This window comes from Rhizobium sp. BE258 (genome assembly GCF_031457345.1).
Lineage (GTDB): Bacteria > Pseudomonadota > Alphaproteobacteria > Rhizobiales > Rhizobiaceae > Rhizobium.
In genome coordinates this window covers 51,238-70,387 of sequence record NZ_JAVDWL010000003.1, presented here as the reverse complement: position 1 = coordinate 70,387, position 19,150 = coordinate 51,238, and the positions used below count along the sequence as shown (strand labels likewise).

Sequence of the window (19,150 nt, the reverse complement as noted above, 5' to 3'; positions counted from 1 at the left end):
ATCAGGAGGGGCGCCGCTGCAATCCGCGGCGCTTCAGCCCCTCGCCGGAAAACAGCCTGCGCAGCGGCTTTTCGACCAGCTCGTAAGCTCCGACACCGACGATCGTGCCGCCGGCGATGGCGCCGAGCAGCGTCAGCCCGCCGCCGATGCCGAGGATCTCAGCCGCCTTGACGGCGACCGAAATCGCCAGCGTGTGCCACAGATAGATCGAGTAGGACGCATCGCCGAGATAGGTCAGGACAGGTACGCGGCCGATGCTGCCGCCGGTTTCCAGCGACACCATGCCGAAGACCAGCGCCATGGCCAGCGGCCCGCAGATGGATTCATCGAACTCCGCACCCATCAGATAGATCGCCGCAAAGCCGCAAAGTGCTGCGCCGATGCAGGCAAGCCCGAGGCTCGTTCCCGCCACCTTCCGCCGGATCCACAATTCGGCGATGAAGACGCCGCCGAGAAATTCGAGGATGATCGGGCGCGTATAGGTCGCAAGTGCTGCCGAGGACGGATGGGTCAGCAGCCCGGCGGCAAAGAACAGCCCAAAGACGGCGGTGAGGAAGACCAGTCGCCATTGCCGCGGCAGGAACAGCGCACCGGCAAACAGCACATAGAAGAACATTTCGAAATTCAGCGTCCAGCCCTGCACCAGCACTGGCCAGATTTCGCCATTGCTCGGCGAACGCACCGGAATGAAGAACAGCGAGCCGAGGAGATGTCCGGCGCTGAGCTGCAGGTTCGGGAACAGCCCGGCGAGCGCGCCCGCCACCACGATCCCGGTCACCAGCCAATAGGACGGTGCGATGCGCTTGATGCGATCGAGCAGGAAGCGCTGCGGCGTCACCGGCCGCCGGTCGCTGATCACCCACATGATGAAGCCTGAAATGACGAAGAACACGTCGACCCCAGCCGCACCAATGGCGAAATGGCCGCCGGTCCGTTCGGCCGCGTGGAACACCACGACGGCAAGCGCTGCAAAGGCACGCAAATACTGGATCCCGTAGAGGGTCTTCATGCAGTTTCCTCAAGATGCCGCGAGAGGCGGCGGGCAATGAAATGGATCAGGAATGGGCGGCAGGCATCGTTTCGTAGCGCCGCAGTTCGGCCATCGCCGAGCGCTGCCGCGCGCCGACCAGTTTTCCGGCACAGAAATAAAGAAGGAAGGTGCCGACATTATAAGGTGTGAGCACATCGATCTCGACGAAGGAGCGCACCGTCAGCAGCACCGCAAGCCCGAGCAGCAGATAGGACTCGTAGTTGCGCACGTCCTCGATCAGCCGCCGCAGGTGCCCCCAGAGCATCGCGAGCATCGTCGCCGCCAGGATGAGCACGCCGGTCAGCCCGAGTTCGACGGCCGTCTCGATATAGGTGTTGTGGAAATGGAAGCCGCTGCGCGAACCGATGAAGAACTCTTCCCAGAGACGTTCCGGTTCCGAGAAGCCCTGGACCCAATAGGCCTGATAGCCGATGCCGAAGGCCGGGTGCTGCGTCCAGGCCTCGATCCCCTGCTGCCAAAGATAGGTACGCCCCGTCAGCGTCGAATCCTTGCCGAACAGGCCGAGGACCAGATCGACCACGCCGAGATAGACGCTGGCCACCGCGAGAATGATCGCCGCCACGCCACCGCCGATCACCAGAAGCTTGCGCTGCTGCGGCGACAGCATCAGCACGATGCGGATGCCGACGAGCAACGCGACAATGACGGCCGTCGTCAGCACCGAGGTGGCGGATTGCGAGGCAAGCAGGCAGTAAGCGGCCATCAGACCGGCAGCGGCGGAGACCATCGCCCAGATCCGCCGTTCTCCATAGATAAAGACGGCGGCAAAGGCGAAGATGATGCCGAGCGAAGCATAGAAGCCGAGCTGGTTCTTCGACGCGAAGGCGCCGACGAAGCTGTATGTGCCGTCGAGCGGATCATATTCGTAATAGCCGAACAGGATCGAATAGAGCAGCACCACCGCCGCCCCGGCAACACCGCCCAGCGTCAGCGTCCTGACATCGATGGTGCGCACCGCGATCAGCGCGCAGAGCACCTGCGTCAGATACTGAATGCTGGCGCGCATCGAGACGCTCGGCACCTGCGACCAGAAGACCGAGAGAAAAGCGAAGACGGCAAAAGCATAGAGCCAGACGAACTTGCTGTGACTGCCGAGCACCTTCTTGTAGTCGACGGCGATCAGCGGCAGCCAGAGCGCATAGTAAAGCAGGATCGCCGCCTGCCCGAAACGGATCGAATAGGCAAAGCAGAACATCGAGAGCGCGACCGCCGGGATGGCATAGGCCGCGTTCACGCCTGGAATGATCAGTGACGATTTGGCGATCCGCATTGCGGTCTCCGCTTCTATCGCATCGCGACCCCGGCCGTGACCTTGATCAGGTCTCCCGGCTCGAGGGCCATGTTCTCCTGCACCGGAATTTCCTTCGACTGCCCGCCGACATCGCGGACGATCGAATAGTTGATGTTCGCGGCGTTTTCAGGGTCGAAGCGCGCGGCGTCGCTCGACTGCGACAGCGCCTCCGACATCAGCGCATCGCTGGTGGAAAGCTTGAGGTTCAGCGTATCCAGCTCGGATTCGGTATCCTGCAGTTCCTGGGCCAGCTTGGCGTCCCAGTCGTTTCGCAGCGTGATCTCGTCCTGATTGGCCTTGCTGATATCCTGCTTGGCCTTCAGCGAATTGGTGTCGATATCGAGAAGTGTCGCCTCGATATCGGCGGCGCGCTGTTCGGCGGTCAGCTTGCGGGCGCTCAGAGCCAGCCCCTTTTCGGCCAGGTTTTCGATCTTGTCACGATCTTCCTTGGCGAGTTCGAGCTGACGCGTCTGCGTCTCGGTCTTCTTGGCCAGAGATTCGATTTCGGCCTGCAGCAGCGCCTTTAGGTCGTCGAGCGCCTGGAGCTGCAGCGTCAGCCGCTTCTTGCGCGTGTCCTTCAAGGCCACTTCGCTGGCCATCAACGCCTTACCCTCCGGCAGATCCTTGAGTTCCGGCGGCATGTCGATGGCATCGCTGTTCTGCGTCTCGGCCTGCAGCCGCGCGCGCCGCGCGATGAGGCGGTTCTTTTCCGAAGTGTAGACGACGGCATCGCCCTTGGCGTTGATGAAATCACGCGCAAAGCGCTGGCCGGCGTCAGCACGGCGAAGTCCGCCCGCAAGACTCACGGCTTTGACCACCGTGAGATTGGGCGCGAACGGATATTCGCCGGGCTTTTCGACATCACCGGTGAGAAAGACAGGGCGGAACTCGGCGAGCTCGACGGATGCCGAGGGCCGGTCCTTGAGGCCGAACTGCTTCTGCAGCGCCAGCCCGATTTCCTGCGCGATCGCGTCCGTCGTCTTTCCAGAGGCTGGGAGGTCGCCAATGAACGGCAGCGACAGGCTGCCCGATGGACCGATCGAGTAATCACCGCTGACCACGGACCAATCGCGGATCGCGCCTTCCGCCGTCTGCCATTCGGCAACGCGGATGCGCAGCTTGTCCATCGTGCCGAGTTGATAATCGGCGGCGCTGGCAAGCCCCGATGAACCGATCAAAACACCAAGGCCCGCAACGATTGCGAGACCTGAAGCAATGGACCGGCGCGCCGTGAGGCGGTGAAAAAGGAATTCTTTCATTCAGTCTTCCTCGTGAATTTGCACGGCAAGCCATAGGGGCAGCACCGTGCGAACGTGTCGAGTTGTGGGAGCGGCGTTAGTAGCTGCCGCGCTGCATGCAGACGGCAGGAATCGTCCGGGCGATGATCATGACGTCACGCGTCAGAGACCAGTTTTCGACATAGTGGGTGTCGAAGGCGACACGCGTGGCATAGGAGACGTCGTTGCGTCCGCTGATCTGCCACAGGCCGGTGAGGCCAGGACGTGCCTGAAGATAGAAGACGGCCGAAGACTCATAGAGCTCCAGTTCGTCACGCACGACGGGACGCGGCCCGACGACGCTCATTTCGCCGCGAATGATATTGATGAGCTGCGGCAGCTCATCGAGGCTGAGCTTGCGAAGCACGCTGCCGACCGCGGTAACACGCGGATCGTCCTGCAGCTTGCGGGTCGCACGCCACTCTTCCATTGCCTTCGGATTGTTACGCAGGTGTTCCTGCAGCAACCGGTCGCCATCGACCGCCATGGTGCGGAACTTCAGGCAACGGAATTCCTGTCCATTATGACCGATGCGGCGATGACCATAGAAGGCCGGGCCCTTGTCGGTTAGTTTGACGAGCAGCATCACCATCAAGAAGATCGGGCTCAGAAACACGAGCCCCAGTGATGCAGCGGTGACATCGAATGCGCGCTTCATGATCCCGCCGGTCGGCGGAAACACGTTTGCATGAACCACGCCAAAGAATGGCGTACTGTCCGATCTCGTCGCAGACTTCATAGAGTTAACTCCACTTATGTTTGCCGTTTGGTCGGTAGTCTCAGCCGCTGAGGTAGCGCTGACAGGTTCGGAGTGTATGGGTGGATTTTGTTTTTTTAAGCCACAATTTGAAGACGGGTCTGTAACAGGGCCCTTTTGGAAACCGTGTTCACTTTTTCCGTCCGTTAGGATTAGCTCAAATGGATATGCAGAGCATGCAATGTTTCCGACTAACTCGGATGCACTGCACTAAAGAGGGAAGAGTTTGCTTTGCATTGCAACAAGACTGAAGAACAAGTCCTTTTCGGGAATGCAGGCAGCATTAGCGAAAAGGGTGCGGCCACTATCGCGAGTACCGTATTGTTATTTGCGCGTAGCCTAGTTTATTGCAGCGCACCATTAGTTTCGCACCGCACACTCAAATCGTTTTAGATGAAATCTTTGTAATAAAAGTTGAACGCATAAGCGCCTCAGGCGTTGTTCTGGAGATGCAAATGTGGCGCGAGTTGGGGCGTGCAATGTCTCATTCAAGGCAACCTTGAGTAAATTTCACCCCACCCGTGCCGCCCGGACTGCAAATCACATGGTTACCGCCCAATCGGCGTTTTTAGGCAAAGCGAGGAGGAAACCTTAAGCCGCATACTGTAGAAAACCTGCAACGCCGGACAAAAGATTAGCGGTACTAATGCTTTCGTTCTGTTGAAACTCAGAGCCTGCTAAAATATATCGAGTAAAGGGACCTTAGGAGGCGCCCGAGTTCAATGACTGTTCATTGGACCAACCCTCCTAAAGGGAGGCAAACGTCATGTATGCACCTCGCGTTTTCGTTAGCATGATCGGCGCGCTCGCCGTCTTTGCCGTGGCAACCTATGTGTTGAACGGTTCTCTGACGACGACGCTCATACAAACGGCGATCTGTGCGGTTCTCCTGCAGCTCGGCTACTTCGGTGGCGTGATCTTCATGGTCTGGAAGGAAGCCAAGGCGCGCAACGCCTCTTCCGCAGGCATTGCACCGTCGATGGCGCCGGCGCGCGACGACAAGGACAAGCTGCCCGTCAGCCCGTTCAACAATTCCGAGCCGTTCAACCGCTGAACGGACAGGCCGGCCAGTGCTGCCGGACCGCGCGTAACATCTTTTGAAGACCTCCCGCATTGCCCCCGCCGCCGCGGCGTCCTAACTGTTGCGCCAACAACGGAGGGCACGACGTGGTTGCAAGCGTATGCGTGATCATCGCCGCGAAGAACGCGGCCGATACGATCGGAATGGCCGTCAGCTCGGCGTTACGCGAAAAGGAAGTGGCCGAAGTGGTCGTCATCGACGACGGCTCCAGCGACGGTACGGCCGATGCGGCGCGCGCCGCCGGTGATGCAAGCGGACGGCTGAATGTCGTCTCCTTCGAAAAGAATCGCGGGCCCTCTGCCGCCCGCAATCATGCGATCGAAATCTCCACGGCACCGCTGATCGCCATCCTCGATGCCGACGACTTCTTCTTCGAGGGCCGCTTCAGTCGCATGCTGGCGGAAGACGACTGGGACTTCGTGGCCGACAACATCGCCTTCGTCGATTCGGAGACGGTGATGCTGGCGCCGGAGCGGCTGGACAGCTTCCCTGATCGCCCGCTCTTCCTCGATCTCGTCGCCTTCATCGACGGCAACATCTCCAAGCGCGGCGTCCGCCGTGGCGAGATCGGCTTCCTGAAGCCGGTGATGCGCCGGTCCTTCCTCGATGCGCACAAGCTGCGCTACCGCGAGGAGATGCGGCTCGGCGAGGATTACGAGCTCTATGTCCGGGCGCTCGCCAATGGCGCCCGCTACAAGGTGATCCATTCCTGTGGTTACGGTGCAGTCGTGCGCGGCAATTCGCTGAGCGGCAGCCACCGCACCGACGACATCCGCAAGCTCTACGAAGCCGATCGCGCGATCCTCGCCAGCTGCAAGCTGACTTCAGAGGGTGAAGCGGCAGTGCGCCGCCACGAAAGCCATGTGCGCGGCAAATACGAACTGCGGCACTTCCTCGACGTCAAGAAGCAAGCTGGCCCCGGCGCCGCACTCGGCTATGCGCTGGCGAACCCTGCAGCCGTGCCGGCGATCGCCTGCGGCATCTTCATGGACAAGACCGAGCGCTTCCGCAGCCCCGGCGGCGCCGAGATCGCCACGAAGGGTGCCGGCGGCCTGCGCTACCTGCTCCCGTCGCCCGCCGACTGACGGCTATTTCGAGAATTTTCCGCCCGCAAGCTGGAAGGCGCTGGCAAGCAGCGCCGGGTCGCGGCGCGCCCAGTGCAGCAGCAGGCGAAAGTCCGGCATGCGCGCCTTGCGCACCCGCTTCGCCTGGCTCCACAGCGCCTGCTTGCGCGCCCGCGTCTTGTAATCCTTGATCGTCTGGATTTCCTTCGGCCGCGCCGCAAAGCGCGCTTCTAGCCGGTCGAGCGCCATCCAGGTGATGAACTGCTGCTTCAGAAATTGCGGCGAGTCGTTGTCGACGCCATGGAAGATGTTGATCCCCTCGCCGCGCAACGCGCCGGCCTCGCCGCAGAGCAGCACCTGACGGGCGGCCAGCATGCAGTCGCAGAAGAACAGCACGTCCTCTGCGGCAAGCCTGAGTGCCGCATCGAAGCGCACGGTCTCGATCAGCGGCCGGCCGATCACCATGCAGGACATGTGCAGGAAGGCCCAGTTCTTCAGCATCACCCCGGCAATATCCGGCAGCTCGATGATCAGTGGTGCATCCGAAAGCCGGTGCGCGCCCTCTCTGACCTCCAGATCGGCAATGCCGAAGTGATAATCGAATTCCTCGCCGCCATGGATCGAGGCCCAATAGCAGTCGCCGTCGAAACGCTGCATCGCCGCATAGGCGTTCTGCAGATGATCCGGCGTCCAGATATCGTCCGAATCGAGAAAGGCGGCATAGCGGCTGGCCGACGGCACATTGTCGAGCCCGGTGTTGCGCGCCCCGCCCGGCCCGGCATTCTCCTGGCGGATCACGGTGATTTTCGCCCGCTCGTCCGCCCCCAGCGGCTTAAGCTCGTCCTCGGCCGGATAGGGCGAATGGTCATCGACGACAAGGACATCGAAATCCCGGTAGCTCTGCGCGAAGACAGAGGCCAGCGCCCGGCGCAGGATGCCGTCCTCGCGCTGGTAAAACGGGATGATGATCGTGAAGGTCGCCATTCTTTCTCCTGACAGGCCGAAGCGGTGAGTGCGAATCTAGCGCCCGTCACCCGCACGGCAAGTTGTTGCGCCGCAGCATGATGAAGCGCATTCCGGCCGAAATTTGTCAAAGGCGGATTATCGGAACACCAGTGCTGGCTGTGCCGAATAGACCCATTTGGGGGTGACGAAGACACATTTCGGCCTCAATCGGAGGCCGCGTTCTGTAACAAACCACAGAATGTCCTTCACCAAATGAGAAAAACTTTTCCATGCGGATCACGCTTCGCAACAGGCGCAAACGTTTTATGATCATTTTCGGAAATACATTGGCGCAAAGGGCGCTCAAGCGTTTCTGCAACTGATTTCCCGGTCCGCGACACGCCATGGTAGCCGCAATTTCGCACCGTTACAAAACGGGACCGGCGATCACTTTTGCTGCAGTGCCATATTTTCTTCCGCCAAAACGCTCTAGCTTTTCGTCTGCGGGCCAGAGTCTGCTCTTTGAAACGGCTGCAAGGGGAGGTGCAGCTCCAACAGGGGTGACAGATAAAGTGAACGTAGACGCCAACGTATCCTCGCGGATCAATCTGATGCGCATCGTGCTCATTTCGGGCATTGTGTTCGTCCACATACCATTCGACCCTGCGAATACGCCGTTCAACGGAAACTACGGTTTCTTCGACTGGCTGCGGGTGTTCCTGAGCGAAGCGCTCTTCCGTGTCGGGGTCCCGTGCCTCAGCGCCATTTCCGGCTACCTGCTGTTTCGCGGCGGGATGGAAGGCTTCAACTACACCAAGACGGTGCGCACCAAGGCGCAGACCGTGTTCCTGCCGTTCCTGATCTGGAACACGCTGTTTTTCATTGCCGTGCTGGCGATCCTGGCGATCGGCATCGGCGACGGCTATGTCATCAGCCCCTATGAATCGACCTTCCGCGAATTGCTGAGCCAGCTGTTTGCTGCCGAAACCTTTCCGGCGAATATCCCGCTCTACTTCCTGCGCGATCTCTTCGTCTGCATCCTGATCTCGCCGATCCTTGCCTGGCTGGTGCGCCGTATCCCGCTGATCACGCTGTCGTCGCTGCTGCTTCTGGCGCTGATTCCGGAGCTGCCGCTCTACATCGTCATCAAGCGCTCGATCCTGTTCAGCTTCACCTTCGGCATCTATGCCAGCCTCTACAAGCTCGACATCAAGGCGCTCGACCGCTTCGCGCCGCTCGGCGTGGCGCTGCTGCTCGGTGCCTCGGCGCTGCTGGCGACGGCGATCTACGCAACCGGCCCCTCGATGCCCGACTGGGTGGAGCTGTCGCGCAATGCGCTGGCGATCGGCGGCGCTGCCGGCTTCTGGATGCTCTCTGCCCTCTTGATCAAGACCCCGCTCGGCCAGCGGTTGTCGAAGACCGGCAGCCTCAGCTTCTGGATCTTCTGCGCCCATTATCCGCTGCTGGTCTTCCTCTTCATGGTCTGGGGCAAGACCGGCGTCGATTTCTATCCCCTGTTCTTCGGCGGCTGCCTGCTGGTGCTTTTCCCGCTGCTCGTTCTCACGAACGGATTCGTGCGCAGCAACGCCCCGAAATCCTACGCCGTCCTTACCGGCGGCCGGACCAAGAAAAGTCCGCAAAACCCATCCCGCCGGGATATCCCGGCTGATTTCGTTCCACAGCGAAGGTGACACATGACGACGAAAATCGCCCATGCTCGACGGCTTTGCCTGAGTTTTATGATCATCGGTGCCGGCTTTGCCGGCGCCCTTCCCGCGTCTGCCCAGCAGGCTGCAGGCACATCCTTCGTCGATGAATTCGACAAGATCGACCGCAGCGTCTGGTACATTTCCGACGGCTGGAACAACGGCGCCCATCAGAACTGCACCTGGTCCAAGGATCAGGTGAAGATCGATGACGGCAAGCTCGAACTCGGCTTTGCCCAGGGCAAGTCGAAGGACCGCAACTATCTCTGCGGCGAGATCCAGACCAAGAAGCGCTTCAGCTACGGCACCTATGAGGCCCGCATCAAGACCGCGACCGGCCCCGGCCTGAACTCGGCCTTCTTCACCTATATCGGCCCGGCCGACAAGCAGCAGCACGACGAGATCGATTTCGAAGTACTCGGCAAGGACAGCTCGACCGTCCAGGTAAACCAGTACATCAAGGCCAAGGGCGGCAACGAAAAGCTGGTGCCGGTCGGCAAGTCCGCCGATCAGGACTTCAACGATTACGCCTTCATCTGGGAGCCGAACCGGCTGCGCTATTACCTGAACGGCAAGCTGGTGCAGGACGTCACCGACCCCAGCAAGATCCCGCAAAGCCCGCAGAAGATCTTCTTCAGCCTGTGGGGCACGGACACGCTTGCCGGCTGGATGGGCAAGTTCGCCTACACCCAGCCGACCACGATGCAGATCGACCGGATCGCCTATACGGCGCCCGGCGACAAATGCCAGTTCCCGGAATCGATCGCCTGCACGCTCAACTGAGCAGGCAGGCTGCCTGAGACTTGCCTGCCTCACCCCCGAAACGGACTCCGGCCAATGCCGGTCCACGCACAGGAGCCTTGATGCTGAAAGTCCTTTACCTGGTGCATGATCTGGCCGATCCGGCCGTGCGCCGCCGCGTGCTGATGCTGACCGAGGGCGGCGCTGCCGTCACCCTCGCCGGCTTTCGCCGCGGCGACAATGCACTGGCCGAGGTCAGCGGCGTGACACCGATCGAGCTGGGCAAGACAGCCGACGGCAGGTTCGGTCAGCGCATCGGCGCGGTCTTCAATGCCGCAATCCGTCTGCGCGGACTGTTGAAGGGCGTCGAGCGTCCGGATGTCATCATCGGCCGCAATCTGGAAGCGCTGGCCGTTGCCGATCGCGCCAGCACACTCTTCGGCGGCGTCCCGGTTGTCTATGAATGCCTCGATATCCACCGGCTTCTGTCGAACGAGGGTACGCCGGGCAAGATGCTGCGCCGGGCGGAGGCTCATTTCGGCCGCAAGGCCAAGCTGCTGATCACCAGCTCGCCGGCCTTCATCGCCAATTACTTCGCCACCAAATCGGCCATCAAGGCGCCGGTCATGCTGCTGGAAAACAAGGTTCTGGCGCTTGACGGCATGCCGCAGGCAGCCTCGCTGCGCCTGCCGCCCGCCGATGGAGAGCCTTGGAAGATCGGCTGGTTCGGCGCGCTCCGCTGCCGCAAGTCTCTGGAACTGCTTGCCGATTTCACCCGCCGCATGGAGGGCCGGGTCGAGGTCATCCTGCGCGGCCGCCCCGCCTATTCCGAATTCGAGGATTTCGATGGCTTCATTGCCAACGAACCCTACCTGAGCTTTCGCGGTCCCTACAAGAACCCGGAGGATCTCGCCAGCATCTATGGCGAGGTGCATTTCTCATGGGCGATCGACTTCTTCGAGGAAGGCCTGAATTCCAGCTGGCTGCTGCCGAACCGGCTCTATGAAGGCTGCCTTTATGGCAGCGTGCCGCTCAGCATCGCCGGAACGGAAACCAGCCGATTCCTAGCAGACAAGCAGCTCGGGCTCTCGCTGAACGAACCAACAGCCAATGCGCTGCAGGCGATGTTCGAAGGCCTGACGGCTGAGCACTACGGCGCGCTATCGTCAGCAGTCGCCGACACCAATAGGCGCACCTGGATGGCCGATCGCGGCGATTGCCGCGCGCTTATCGAAACACTTGCCAATCTCGTTCCGGCTGCCGCTGAGGGGCGCGCCGGTTCCGTTCCCAAAGCTCCCGCAGCTCAAGAAGGGTTGACTGCCATGAAGACTGATGTCCGTACCAGCGTCTCCAGCCTCATCATCATTCCCTGCCTGAATGAAGCCAAGCATATCGAGCCGCTGATCGAGAAGCTCGATCCGGCGCTCGACGACCTCAATGCCCGGATCGTCGTCGCCGACGGCGGCAGCACCGATGGCACCCGCGAGATCGTCGCTCGCATCAGCGAAACGGATCACCGCGTCATCCTGCTCGACAATCCCCGCCGGCTGCAGAGTGCCGCGATCAATCTCGCTGTCAGCACCTTCGGCCGCGACTACGAATATTTCATCCGCATCGACGCCCATGGCGATTATCCGGACGATTACTGCCAGCGCCTCATCGAGGAAGCCGAGGATACGGAAGCCGATTCAGTCGTCGTCGCCATGGAAACGGTCGGTTTCGGCATCTTCCAGAAGGCGACGGCCTTTGCCCAGAACTCCAAGCTCGGCAATGGCGGCTCCAAGCATCGTGAGGGTGCCGAGGGCCATTGGACCGATCACGGCCATCACGCGCTGATGCGCGTCAACGCCTTCGAGACCGTCGGCGGCTACGACGAGACATTCAGCCATAATGAGGACGCGGAATTGGACTACCGTCTGAAAAAGGCGGGGTTCGGCATCTGGATGACCGACAAGACGCGGATGATCTATTATCCGCGTTCGAGCGTGAAAACGCTCTTCCGGCAATATCTCGGCTACGGCCGGGGACGCGCCAAGAACATCCTGAAGCATGGCAATATGCCGAAGCTTCGCCAGATGCTGCCGCTTGCAGTCGTGCCGGTCTTCATCGGTGCATTTCTTGCCGTGCTGAATTGGATCGCCGTGATCCCCTTCAGCCTCTGGGCAATCGCCTGCGTCGGCTACGGCTTCTGGATGGCCGTCGGCCAGCGCAATCCTTATGGGCCGCTCGCGGCCCTCTCGGCCATGGTGATGCATTTCGCCTGGTCGGCCGGTTTCTGGATGGAGCTACTGAGCTTCCGCAACCGGAAGGTCTCCTGATGAAGGATCAGACCATGCAGATCGACATTGGTGTTTGCACATACCGGCGCGCTTCGCTGGACGAGGCCCTGCTTTCGCTGGCCATGCTCGCCGTGCCCGAGAATGTGAAACTGCGCATCATCGTTGCCGACAATGACCAGACGCGCAGCGCTGAAGGCCGGGTCGAAGCCCTGCGCTCGACCATTCCGCACCCGATCGCCTATGTGCATTGCCCGGCTTCGAACATCTCGATCGCCCGCAACGCCTGCCTCGAAAACGCCACCGGCGACTACCTCGCCTTCATCGATGACGACGAGGACGCCTCGGAAAACTGGCTGGTCGAGCTGCTGCATACCGCTGAAAAGACCAGGGCCGACGCCGTGCTCGGCCCGGTCCGCAGCGTCTATGCGCAGACCGCACCCACCTGGATGCGCGAAGGCGATTTCCATTCCACCCTGCCCGTCTGGGTCGATGGTGAAATCCGTACCGGTTATACCTGCAACGTGCTGCTGCGCCTTTCCTCCCGCCATGTCGAGGGCCGCCGCTTCAATCTCGCGCTCGGCAAGACCGGTGGCGAGGATACGGAATTCTTCAGCTACCTGCATCGGGAAGGCGGCAAGATCGCCTTTGCCCCCGAAGCACATGTCTACGAGCCGGTTCCGGAAAACCGCGCCGACCTCTCCTGGCTCGCCAAACGCCGCTTCCGCTTCGGCCAGACGCATGGCCGCCTGCTGCAGGAAAACAGCAAGGGTCTGAGCCGCGTGAAGGCCATCGGCATTGCCACAGCCAAGGCCAGCTACTGCCTGGGTGTCGCCGCCCTCTGCATCCTCGTGCCGGTCCCGCGCTACCGCTATGCGCTACGCGGCACGATGCATATCGGCGTCGTCAGCGGCCTGCTCGGCGTTCGCGAAATCCGCCAATATGGCGCTGTCGAGGGGGCCGCATGAGCGAAAAGCTGCCCGATATCAGCTTTATCATTGCAGCCTACAATGCTGCCGAAACGCTGGACAAGGCGATCGGCAGCGCATTGGCGCAGGTGGGTGTCAGCGTCGAAGTCATCGTCGCCGACGATTGCTCGACGGATGCGACCCGCGCCGTCGCCGCTGCTTACGGCGGCAACGTCCGCCTGATCGCGCTCGAGAGGAATGGTGGGCCCTCGCCCGCACGCAACGCGGCGATCGACGCAGCCCGCGGGCGCTGGCTTGCGACACTCGATGCCGACGACACGATCGAGCCGGACCGCCTGCTGCGCATGATCACCCGTGCCGAAGCTGCGGGTGCTCAGATCGCCGTGGACAACATGCGGGTGATCCGCGCCGATGGAACGGCGCCCGAAACCATGTTTGCGCCGGCCGCTCTGGCGCCCACGCTGATGCTGACGCTGCCGGCATTCATCCGCTCCAACGCGCTGTTTCGCAGCGAGCACAATTTCGGCTACCTGAAGCCCGTCTTCGAGCGCGCCTTCATCGAGCGCCATCATCTGCGTTTCGACGAAAATCTCCGGATCGGCGAAGACTATCTCTTCCTCGCGTCCGCCATGGCGCTCGGCGCCACCTGCGTCATCGAGCCCGAGCCGGGCTACAACTACCACATCCGCGAAGGATCGATTTCGCGGGTGCTCGACATCAGGCACATTGAGGCGATGATGGAAGGCGACCGCCGGTTTCTATCGCGCCACAGCCTCGATGCCGCAGCCACGGCCGCCCAGACATTCCGCGCCCGCAGTCTCCGGCAGGCGCATGCCTTTCTTGAACTCGTCGATGGCCTCAAGCAGCGCTCCCTCTCCCGGGCACTTCGTGCCGCCTGGCGCGATCCGCTGGCCATCGCCCATCTCAGAATGCCAATCGCAATCCGTTTGAACCGCATGACGGCAGCCCTTCGCGGCGCTGCTGTCCGGAATTCGGAAGTTGCAGTCACAGGCGGCGCTTCGCGCTCGCGCAAAGGATAAGAGCCCATGAACCAACGAAACCTGACCCTGCACAGCACAGTCCCGAAGGCCCCTGACGATAGCGACAGCTTTATCGACATCGATCGCCTGATCGCCATTGTGATCCGCCGGGCTGGTTCGATTGCGCTCTGCGTTGCGGCGCTGGTGGCACTTGCCAGCGTCTATCTGCTGTTCGCCACGCCGCAATATACCTCGATGACGCAGATCCTGCTGGATGACAGCATGACCAAATATGCCGAGGATCAGGCGCCGGCCGCCAGCTCCCAGCAGGTGGACATGCAGATCGCCAGCGCCGTTGAAATCCTGAAATCGACCGAGCTGGCGCTGCGCGTCGTCGATGCGCAAAACCTGTCGGAAAACCAGACGATCCTCGACACCGGCCAGGGGCCTGTCGATCTCGTGAAATCCGGCCTAAAGGTCGTCGTCAGCGCATTGACGCCCGGTGGCCCGCCGGTTTCGGACGATGATGCCAAGGAAGGCCGCCGCCAGAAGGCCGCCGCCATGCTGCAGCAGGCGCTGAATGTGTCCCGCGTCACCCGCAGCTCGGTGATCGCCGTCTCGTTCCGCTCGACGGACAGGATGCTCGCCGCCCGGATTACCAAGGCGTATGCCGACGCCTATCTCAACGATACGCTGAACGCCAATTTCGATGCCACCGAGCGCGCCTCCGTCTGGCTGCAGGAGCGCCTTGCCGACCTGCGCAACCGTTCGCAGGTGGCCGCCCTCGAAGTTGCCAAGTTCAAGACCGAGAATGGGCTGACCTCGGCGAACGGCGAACTGATGTCCGAGCAGCAGCTGGCCGACCTCAACAAGCAGCTGATCGTCTCGCAGGCCGATACCGCCAGCGCTTCGGCCCGCTACAACCAGTTCAAGTCGATCGTCGATCAAGGCCCGGATGGTGCCGTCAACAATGCGGCGATCTCCTCCGGCCAGACCGACAATTCGGTCATCCAGGATATGCGCACGCGCTACATCTCGGTTAGCCGCCGCGAAGCCGAGATCACCACCAATTTCGGCGCCGACCATCCACAGGCTGTCCAGCTTCGTACGGAAAAGGCCGATCTCACACGCCAGATCTTCCAGGAACTGCAGCAGCTGACGTCGAGCTACCGCAACGAATTCGAAGTCGCCCGCTCGCGCGAAGCGTCGCTGCGCCAGAATATCGAGCACCTGACCGGCAAGAATTCGGAGTCCAACAAGTCGATCGTTCAGCTCAACGATCTGGAACAGCGCGCAACGGCGCTGAAGACCCTCTACGAATCCTACCTCGCCCGCTACGAGCAGGCCTCGCAGCAGCAGTCCTTCCCGATCGCCAAGGCACGCGTTATCTCGGAAGCCGGTGTCCCGGCCTCGCCTTCCAGCCCGAAGAAGACCATGACGCTCGGTCTCGCCATCGTGCTCGGCCTGATGGCCGGTGGCGCACTGACCGCTTTCCAGGAATTCCGCGAACGCTTCTTCCGTGTCGAAGGCGATGTACGCACCATCCTCGGCCTGAAATTCCTTGGCTACCTACCGCTGGTCGGCAAGCCGCCGAAGGAACGCAAGGTCTTCAAGCCGCGCAAGGAGCCGCTACCGCAGCCGGTCGAGACGGTGGCCGACGATGGAGCCAGCTTCGAGCGCATCATGCGCATCGTTCTGGAAGCGCCGCGTTCGGTCTTTGCCGAAACGCTGCGCAATGCCAAGCTTGCCAGCGACGTCATGTTCCAAGGCAAGTCCGACCGTGTCATCGGCGTCGTCTCCGCTCTCCCCGGCGAAGGCAAGTCCACGACTGCGGCCAACTTCGCGGCCCTGCTGGCCTCCAGCGGCAAGCGCACGCTGCTGATCGACGCTGACTTGCGCAACCCGGGCCTGACGCGCATGCTGAAGCAGCCGCCGCAGAAGGGCCTCGTCGAAGCCGTGCTCGGCGAAATCCCCTGGGCCAGCGCTGTCAAGGTCGATAACCGCACCAAGCTCGCCATCCTGCCGGTCGTGTCCAACGACAACCTGATGCATACGAGCGAGTTGCTCGCGTCGCAGGGCATGTTCAACCTGATGGAAAACGCCCGCAAGATGTTCGACTACGTCGTCGTCGATCTGGCGCCGCTTGGTCCTGTCATCGACGCCAAGGCCTTTGCGCCGCAGGTCGATGGCTTCCTCTTCGTCACCGAATGGGGCCAGACACCGACGACGGTGGTGCGCGACATCCTGAATGCCGAGCCGCAGATCAAGCAGAAGATCCTCGGCGTTATCCTCAACAAGACGGATATGTCGGAGCTCAGCAAATTCAGCAATTTTGGCGGCACCGAACGCTACCGCCAGAAATATGTCAGCTATTACACCGACGAGATCCCGAAGAAGCAGGAACCGGCTGAAACCAACGCCTGATCAGGTGGAGAAAAGGTGGACCTGACCGCGCCAGAACCGGGCGACGGTTAGTCTGCCTGTCTTGAAAGCCCGCGTATCGAGATTGAGGCGCATTGCCTCGATCTCCGGCTCCTCGACCGGCGTGTGGCCGTGGACGACAAGCTTCGGCAGCGGCTTCATGGCCTGGAAAAAGCGCTCGCGGATGAAGACGAGATCTTCGTCGCTTTGCCGCTCCAGCGGCAGTGTCGGATCGATGCCGGCGTGGACGAAGAGAATATCCGGCGTATCCGCATAGATCGGCATTTCCCGCAGGAAATCGATATGCGGCTTCGGCAGCGACTGGCGGATGAAGGTATCCAGCTTCGAGGCCGTCGGAAAAATCAGCGGCAGATGCTCGGGATCGAGACCGTAGGAGCGCAGCAGCGCATCGGCGCCCATCCGCATCCATTCGGCATAGGAAATCTTGCCGTCTATATAGTCGAGCATCATGATTTCATGATTGCCGGTGAGGCAGATCCGGTCGAAATTCTCCGGCGGCGGCATCATAAGATGCGAGATCACCTGGGCAGAGGACGGGCCCCGGTCGATATAATCCCCAAGCGTGATGAGTAGTTTGCGGCCCGGAAGACGCGCCGCATCCCTTACGATCGTATGCTCTGCCATCTCCAGCAGGTCGTGGCGGCCGTGGATATCCCCGATCGCATAGATCGGCATATCGCCGGGGTCGAACTGGAGGCGCTGCCGGGATGGCGATGACATGGTCCTAACCTCACGGTCGTCGTCTGCGAATGAATGAGCCATAGTCGATCCCGCGCTGTGCTGGAAGCCGTGAAGTGCGAATTGTGAGCTTTACGAAATAGTTAGGCAAAAGGCTGCGGCTGGCAAGCTGGTAGAAAAATTCAAACCGTACCGATTTTGTAGAAAATGCGGCCTTATCAACAAGGATGGGATCGATCACTCATACGGACATCAGGAAGAGAATGACCGATGGGAACAGTATCGCAATTGCACGACCGGCTGAGACCGGCCGCACACCGGATCGAGAGCGAGGAAGAAGCGGTCGCAGCGGCGCGCCGCCTTGCCGCCGATTTCAGGCGCCAGTCGAGCGAACGCGACATCAATCGCATCCTTCCCTATTCCGAGCTCGACTCGCTGTCGCTCTCGGGACTGACGGCGATCACCGTGCCTCCCGAATATGAAGGTCTCGACGTCAGCAACGCGCTGCTGGCGGAGATCGTCGCGATCATCGCCGAGGGAGATGCCTCGATCGGCGAATGCCTGGCAGTCCATTTCGTAGCTTTGGAAGGTTTGCGGCAGCACGCTGGCGACGATCTCAAGCGCCCGCTGTTCACTCGCGCTTTGGCGGGAGACCGCTTTGCCGAAGCAAGCTTCGACACCGATGCTGTTACCGCCCTTCCCCTCGGCCACCGCATCAATGGCCGCAGCCGACAGGCGGCAGGCGTGCTCTTTGCCGACTGGCTGGCGATCTCGACGCCCGATAGCAACCTTCTGCTTTATCTTGCCCGTAGCAGCGAAGGCCTGCAGGTGGTCGACAGCTGGGACGGCTTTGGCCAGCGCACCAACGGCACCGCGGCTTTGATCGCTGAGAATGTTCAGACCAATGCAGATGCCGCTGTCAGCCAGGAGGCACCGGCCGTTGCGATCGCCTCGCTGCTGCATGCCGGCGTTGATCTCGGCATTGCCCGCGCCGTTCTGTCGGAATTGCAGGAAGCCGAAATCATGCCGCCTGCTGCAGGCGGGCTGATTGTCGGCATCGAAGCCGCGGCAGCCCTCCTGGAGCGGGCAGGACACCGGCTCGATATCGCCCAGATCAATTCAGGGACGGCGATCACCGAGGCGGAGTTTTCCGCCACCGCTGCACAGGCACATTCAAGCGAACTGGCATTACGCACAGCCGCCGCCATTTTCGAGATCGCCAAGGGTGACGTGGGCGGTATCGGCCGTAACCTCGACAGGCACTGGCGCAATGCCCGCATCCGGGCGCTCGGCGGCAAGCTCGCAGGCTTGCATGCGAAAGCAGTCGCCTATTATGGCCCTAACTGGGAAATCTGATCAGCCGGCCGCCGAAACCGGCAGAACCTCAGCGACGTCGGCATCGCCCAGCTTGCCATCCTTGGCGACGAACTGCTCCAGCGTCATGTTGTCGAGGATATCGGCAATTGCGTCGCGAACCTCTGTCATCGACCGGCGGACGTGACAGGTCTCGGGATCCGAACAGTCGTCACAGGCTTCATAAGCCGTGCGGCTGGCGCAACGGATCGGTGCCAGCGGACCGTCGAGCGTACGGATGACGTGGCCGATTCGAATTTCCGATGCCGGACGCGACAGCGAATAGCCGCCGCCCGGCCCCTTCTTCGAGCGCAGGATGCCGACATTGCGAAGCTCGAGCAGGATCGTATCGAGGAACTTCTTCGGGATGTTGTTGCGCGCCGCGACGTCGTTGATGAACGCCGTCTCTCCGGGCGCCAGCCTGGCCAGATCGACCAGCGCCTTCAGTCCGTATTTTCCCTTTTTCGTCAGCATCTTCGATAGCCCTGCAGTATTCGCGCCATTATGCCTTCTTCTATTGTCAAATAACGCCGAAACCATGGGCGCGCAATGAAATAGCCAGCTTTTATATAGGTTACA

16 protein-coding genes and 1 pseudogene are annotated in these 19,150 nt (G+C 61.3%); 10 read left to right on the top strand and 7 right to left on the bottom strand.

Translation table 11 applies throughout. From position 1 onward, the window contains the following. Position 1: 1 nt before the first annotated feature. The 4 genes from J2X43_RS10855 to J2X43_RS10840 form a co-directional block, all read right to left on the bottom strand. A complete protein-coding gene (locus tag J2X43_RS10855; RefSeq protein WP_310293891.1) occupies positions 2–1,009 on the bottom strand; it encodes an acyltransferase in 1,008 nt (335 codons plus the stop codon). A 46-nt stretch (positions 1,010–1,055) separates the two neighbouring features. Continuing rightward, a complete protein-coding gene (locus J2X43_RS10850) occupies positions 1,056–2,321 on the bottom strand; it encodes an O-antigen ligase (protein ID WP_310293889.1) in 1,266 nt (421 codons plus the stop codon). A gap of 14 nt (positions 2,322–2,335) precedes the next feature. After that, positions 2,336–3,601, bottom strand: coding sequence for a polysaccharide biosynthesis/export family protein (locus J2X43_RS10845; RefSeq protein ID WP_310293887.1), 1,266 nt, complete (start codon positions 3,599–3,601; stop codon positions 2,336–2,338). Positions 3,602–3,677: 76 nt separating this feature from the next. Next, entirely contained in the window at positions 3,678–4,358 is a 681-nt protein-coding gene (locus J2X43_RS10840; protein ID WP_112390357.1) for a sugar transferase, read from the bottom strand. 784 nt (positions 4,359–5,142) lie between these two features. On the opposite strand from J2X43_RS10840, the gene J2X43_RS10835 reads away from it, so the two are divergent. Continuing rightward, positions 5,143–5,430: an exopolysaccharide production repressor protein gene (locus tag J2X43_RS10835; RefSeq protein ID WP_112390356.1), complete on the top strand. Its 288-nt coding sequence runs from the start codon at positions 5,143–5,145 to the stop codon at positions 5,428–5,430. A 113-nt stretch (positions 5,431–5,543) separates the two neighbouring features. Then, positions 5,544–6,542, top strand: coding sequence for a glycosyltransferase family 2 protein (locus J2X43_RS10830; RefSeq protein WP_310293885.1), 999 nt, complete (start codon positions 5,544–5,546; stop codon positions 6,540–6,542). Between the two features lie 3 nt (positions 6,543–6,545). Here the strand turns inward: J2X43_RS10830 and J2X43_RS10825 are convergent, their stop codons facing one another. Further along, positions 6,546–7,505, bottom strand: a complete 960-nt coding sequence (locus tag J2X43_RS10825) for a glycosyltransferase family 2 protein (RefSeq protein ID WP_112390355.1) — start codon at positions 7,503–7,505, stop codon at positions 6,546–6,548. Between the two features lie 533 nt (positions 7,506–8,038). Here J2X43_RS10825 and J2X43_RS10820 point away from each other — a divergent pair. From J2X43_RS10820 to J2X43_RS10790, 7 genes and pseudogenes are all read left to right on the top strand, one after another. After that, positions 8,039–9,157, top strand: a complete 1,119-nt coding sequence (locus J2X43_RS10820; RefSeq protein ID WP_405049586.1) for an acyltransferase — start codon at positions 8,039–8,041, stop codon at positions 9,155–9,157. Positions 9,158–9,160: 3 nt separating this feature from the next. Then, positions 9,161–9,955 carry a glycoside hydrolase family 16 protein gene (locus J2X43_RS10815; RefSeq protein ID WP_310293880.1) on the top strand — a complete coding sequence of 265 codons (795 nt, stop codon included), beginning with the start codon at positions 9,161–9,163 and terminating at the stop codon, positions 9,953–9,955. Between the two features lie 80 nt (positions 9,956–10,035). Continuing rightward, a pseudogene (locus J2X43_RS10810) lies at positions 10,036–11,178 on the top strand (glycosyltransferase); the annotation flags it as partial. A 57-nt stretch (positions 11,179–11,235) separates the two neighbouring features. Next, on the top strand, positions 11,236–12,231 hold the full coding sequence (locus J2X43_RS10805; protein ID WP_310294883.1) for a glycosyltransferase family 2 protein: 996 nt from the start codon (positions 11,236–11,238) through the stop codon (positions 12,229–12,231). Then, positions 12,231–13,157 (top strand): glycosyltransferase family 2 protein, encoded by a 927-nt coding sequence (locus J2X43_RS10800; RefSeq protein ID WP_310293878.1) that lies wholly within the window; start codon positions 12,231–12,233, stop codon positions 13,155–13,157. The genes J2X43_RS10805 and J2X43_RS10800 overlap by 1 nt, the downstream gene beginning before the upstream one ends. Next, positions 13,154–14,158: a glycosyltransferase family 2 protein gene (locus J2X43_RS10795; RefSeq protein ID WP_310293876.1), complete on the top strand. Its 1,005-nt coding sequence runs from the start codon at positions 13,154–13,156 to the stop codon at positions 14,156–14,158. Before J2X43_RS10800 ends, J2X43_RS10795 begins: the two co-directional genes overlap by 4 nt. Positions 14,159–14,164: 6 nt before the next feature. Beyond that, positions 14,165–16,522 (top strand): polysaccharide biosynthesis tyrosine autokinase, encoded by a 2,358-nt coding sequence (locus J2X43_RS10790; RefSeq protein WP_310293874.1) that lies wholly within the window; start codon positions 14,165–14,167, stop codon positions 16,520–16,522. Here the strand turns inward: J2X43_RS10790 and J2X43_RS10785 are convergent, their stop codons facing one another. After that, positions 16,523–17,260: a metallophosphoesterase family protein gene (locus tag J2X43_RS10785; protein WP_310293872.1), complete on the bottom strand. Its 738-nt coding sequence runs from the start codon at positions 17,258–17,260 to the stop codon at positions 16,523–16,525. It abuts the gene before it with no gap. Between the two features lie 228 nt (positions 17,261–17,488). Between J2X43_RS10785 and J2X43_RS10780 the strand changes: the two genes are divergently transcribed. Next, positions 17,489–18,574: an acyl-CoA dehydrogenase family protein gene (locus J2X43_RS10780; RefSeq protein WP_310293871.1), complete on the top strand. Its 1,086-nt coding sequence runs from the start codon at positions 17,489–17,491 to the stop codon at positions 18,572–18,574. Here the strand turns inward: J2X43_RS10780 and J2X43_RS10775 are convergent, their stop codons facing one another. Beyond that, positions 18,575–19,045 carry an Rrf2 family transcriptional regulator gene (locus J2X43_RS10775; protein WP_112518358.1) on the bottom strand — a complete coding sequence of 157 codons (471 nt, stop codon included), beginning with the start codon at positions 19,043–19,045 and terminating at the stop codon, positions 18,575–18,577. Between the last annotated feature and the right edge of the window lie 105 nt (positions 19,046–19,150).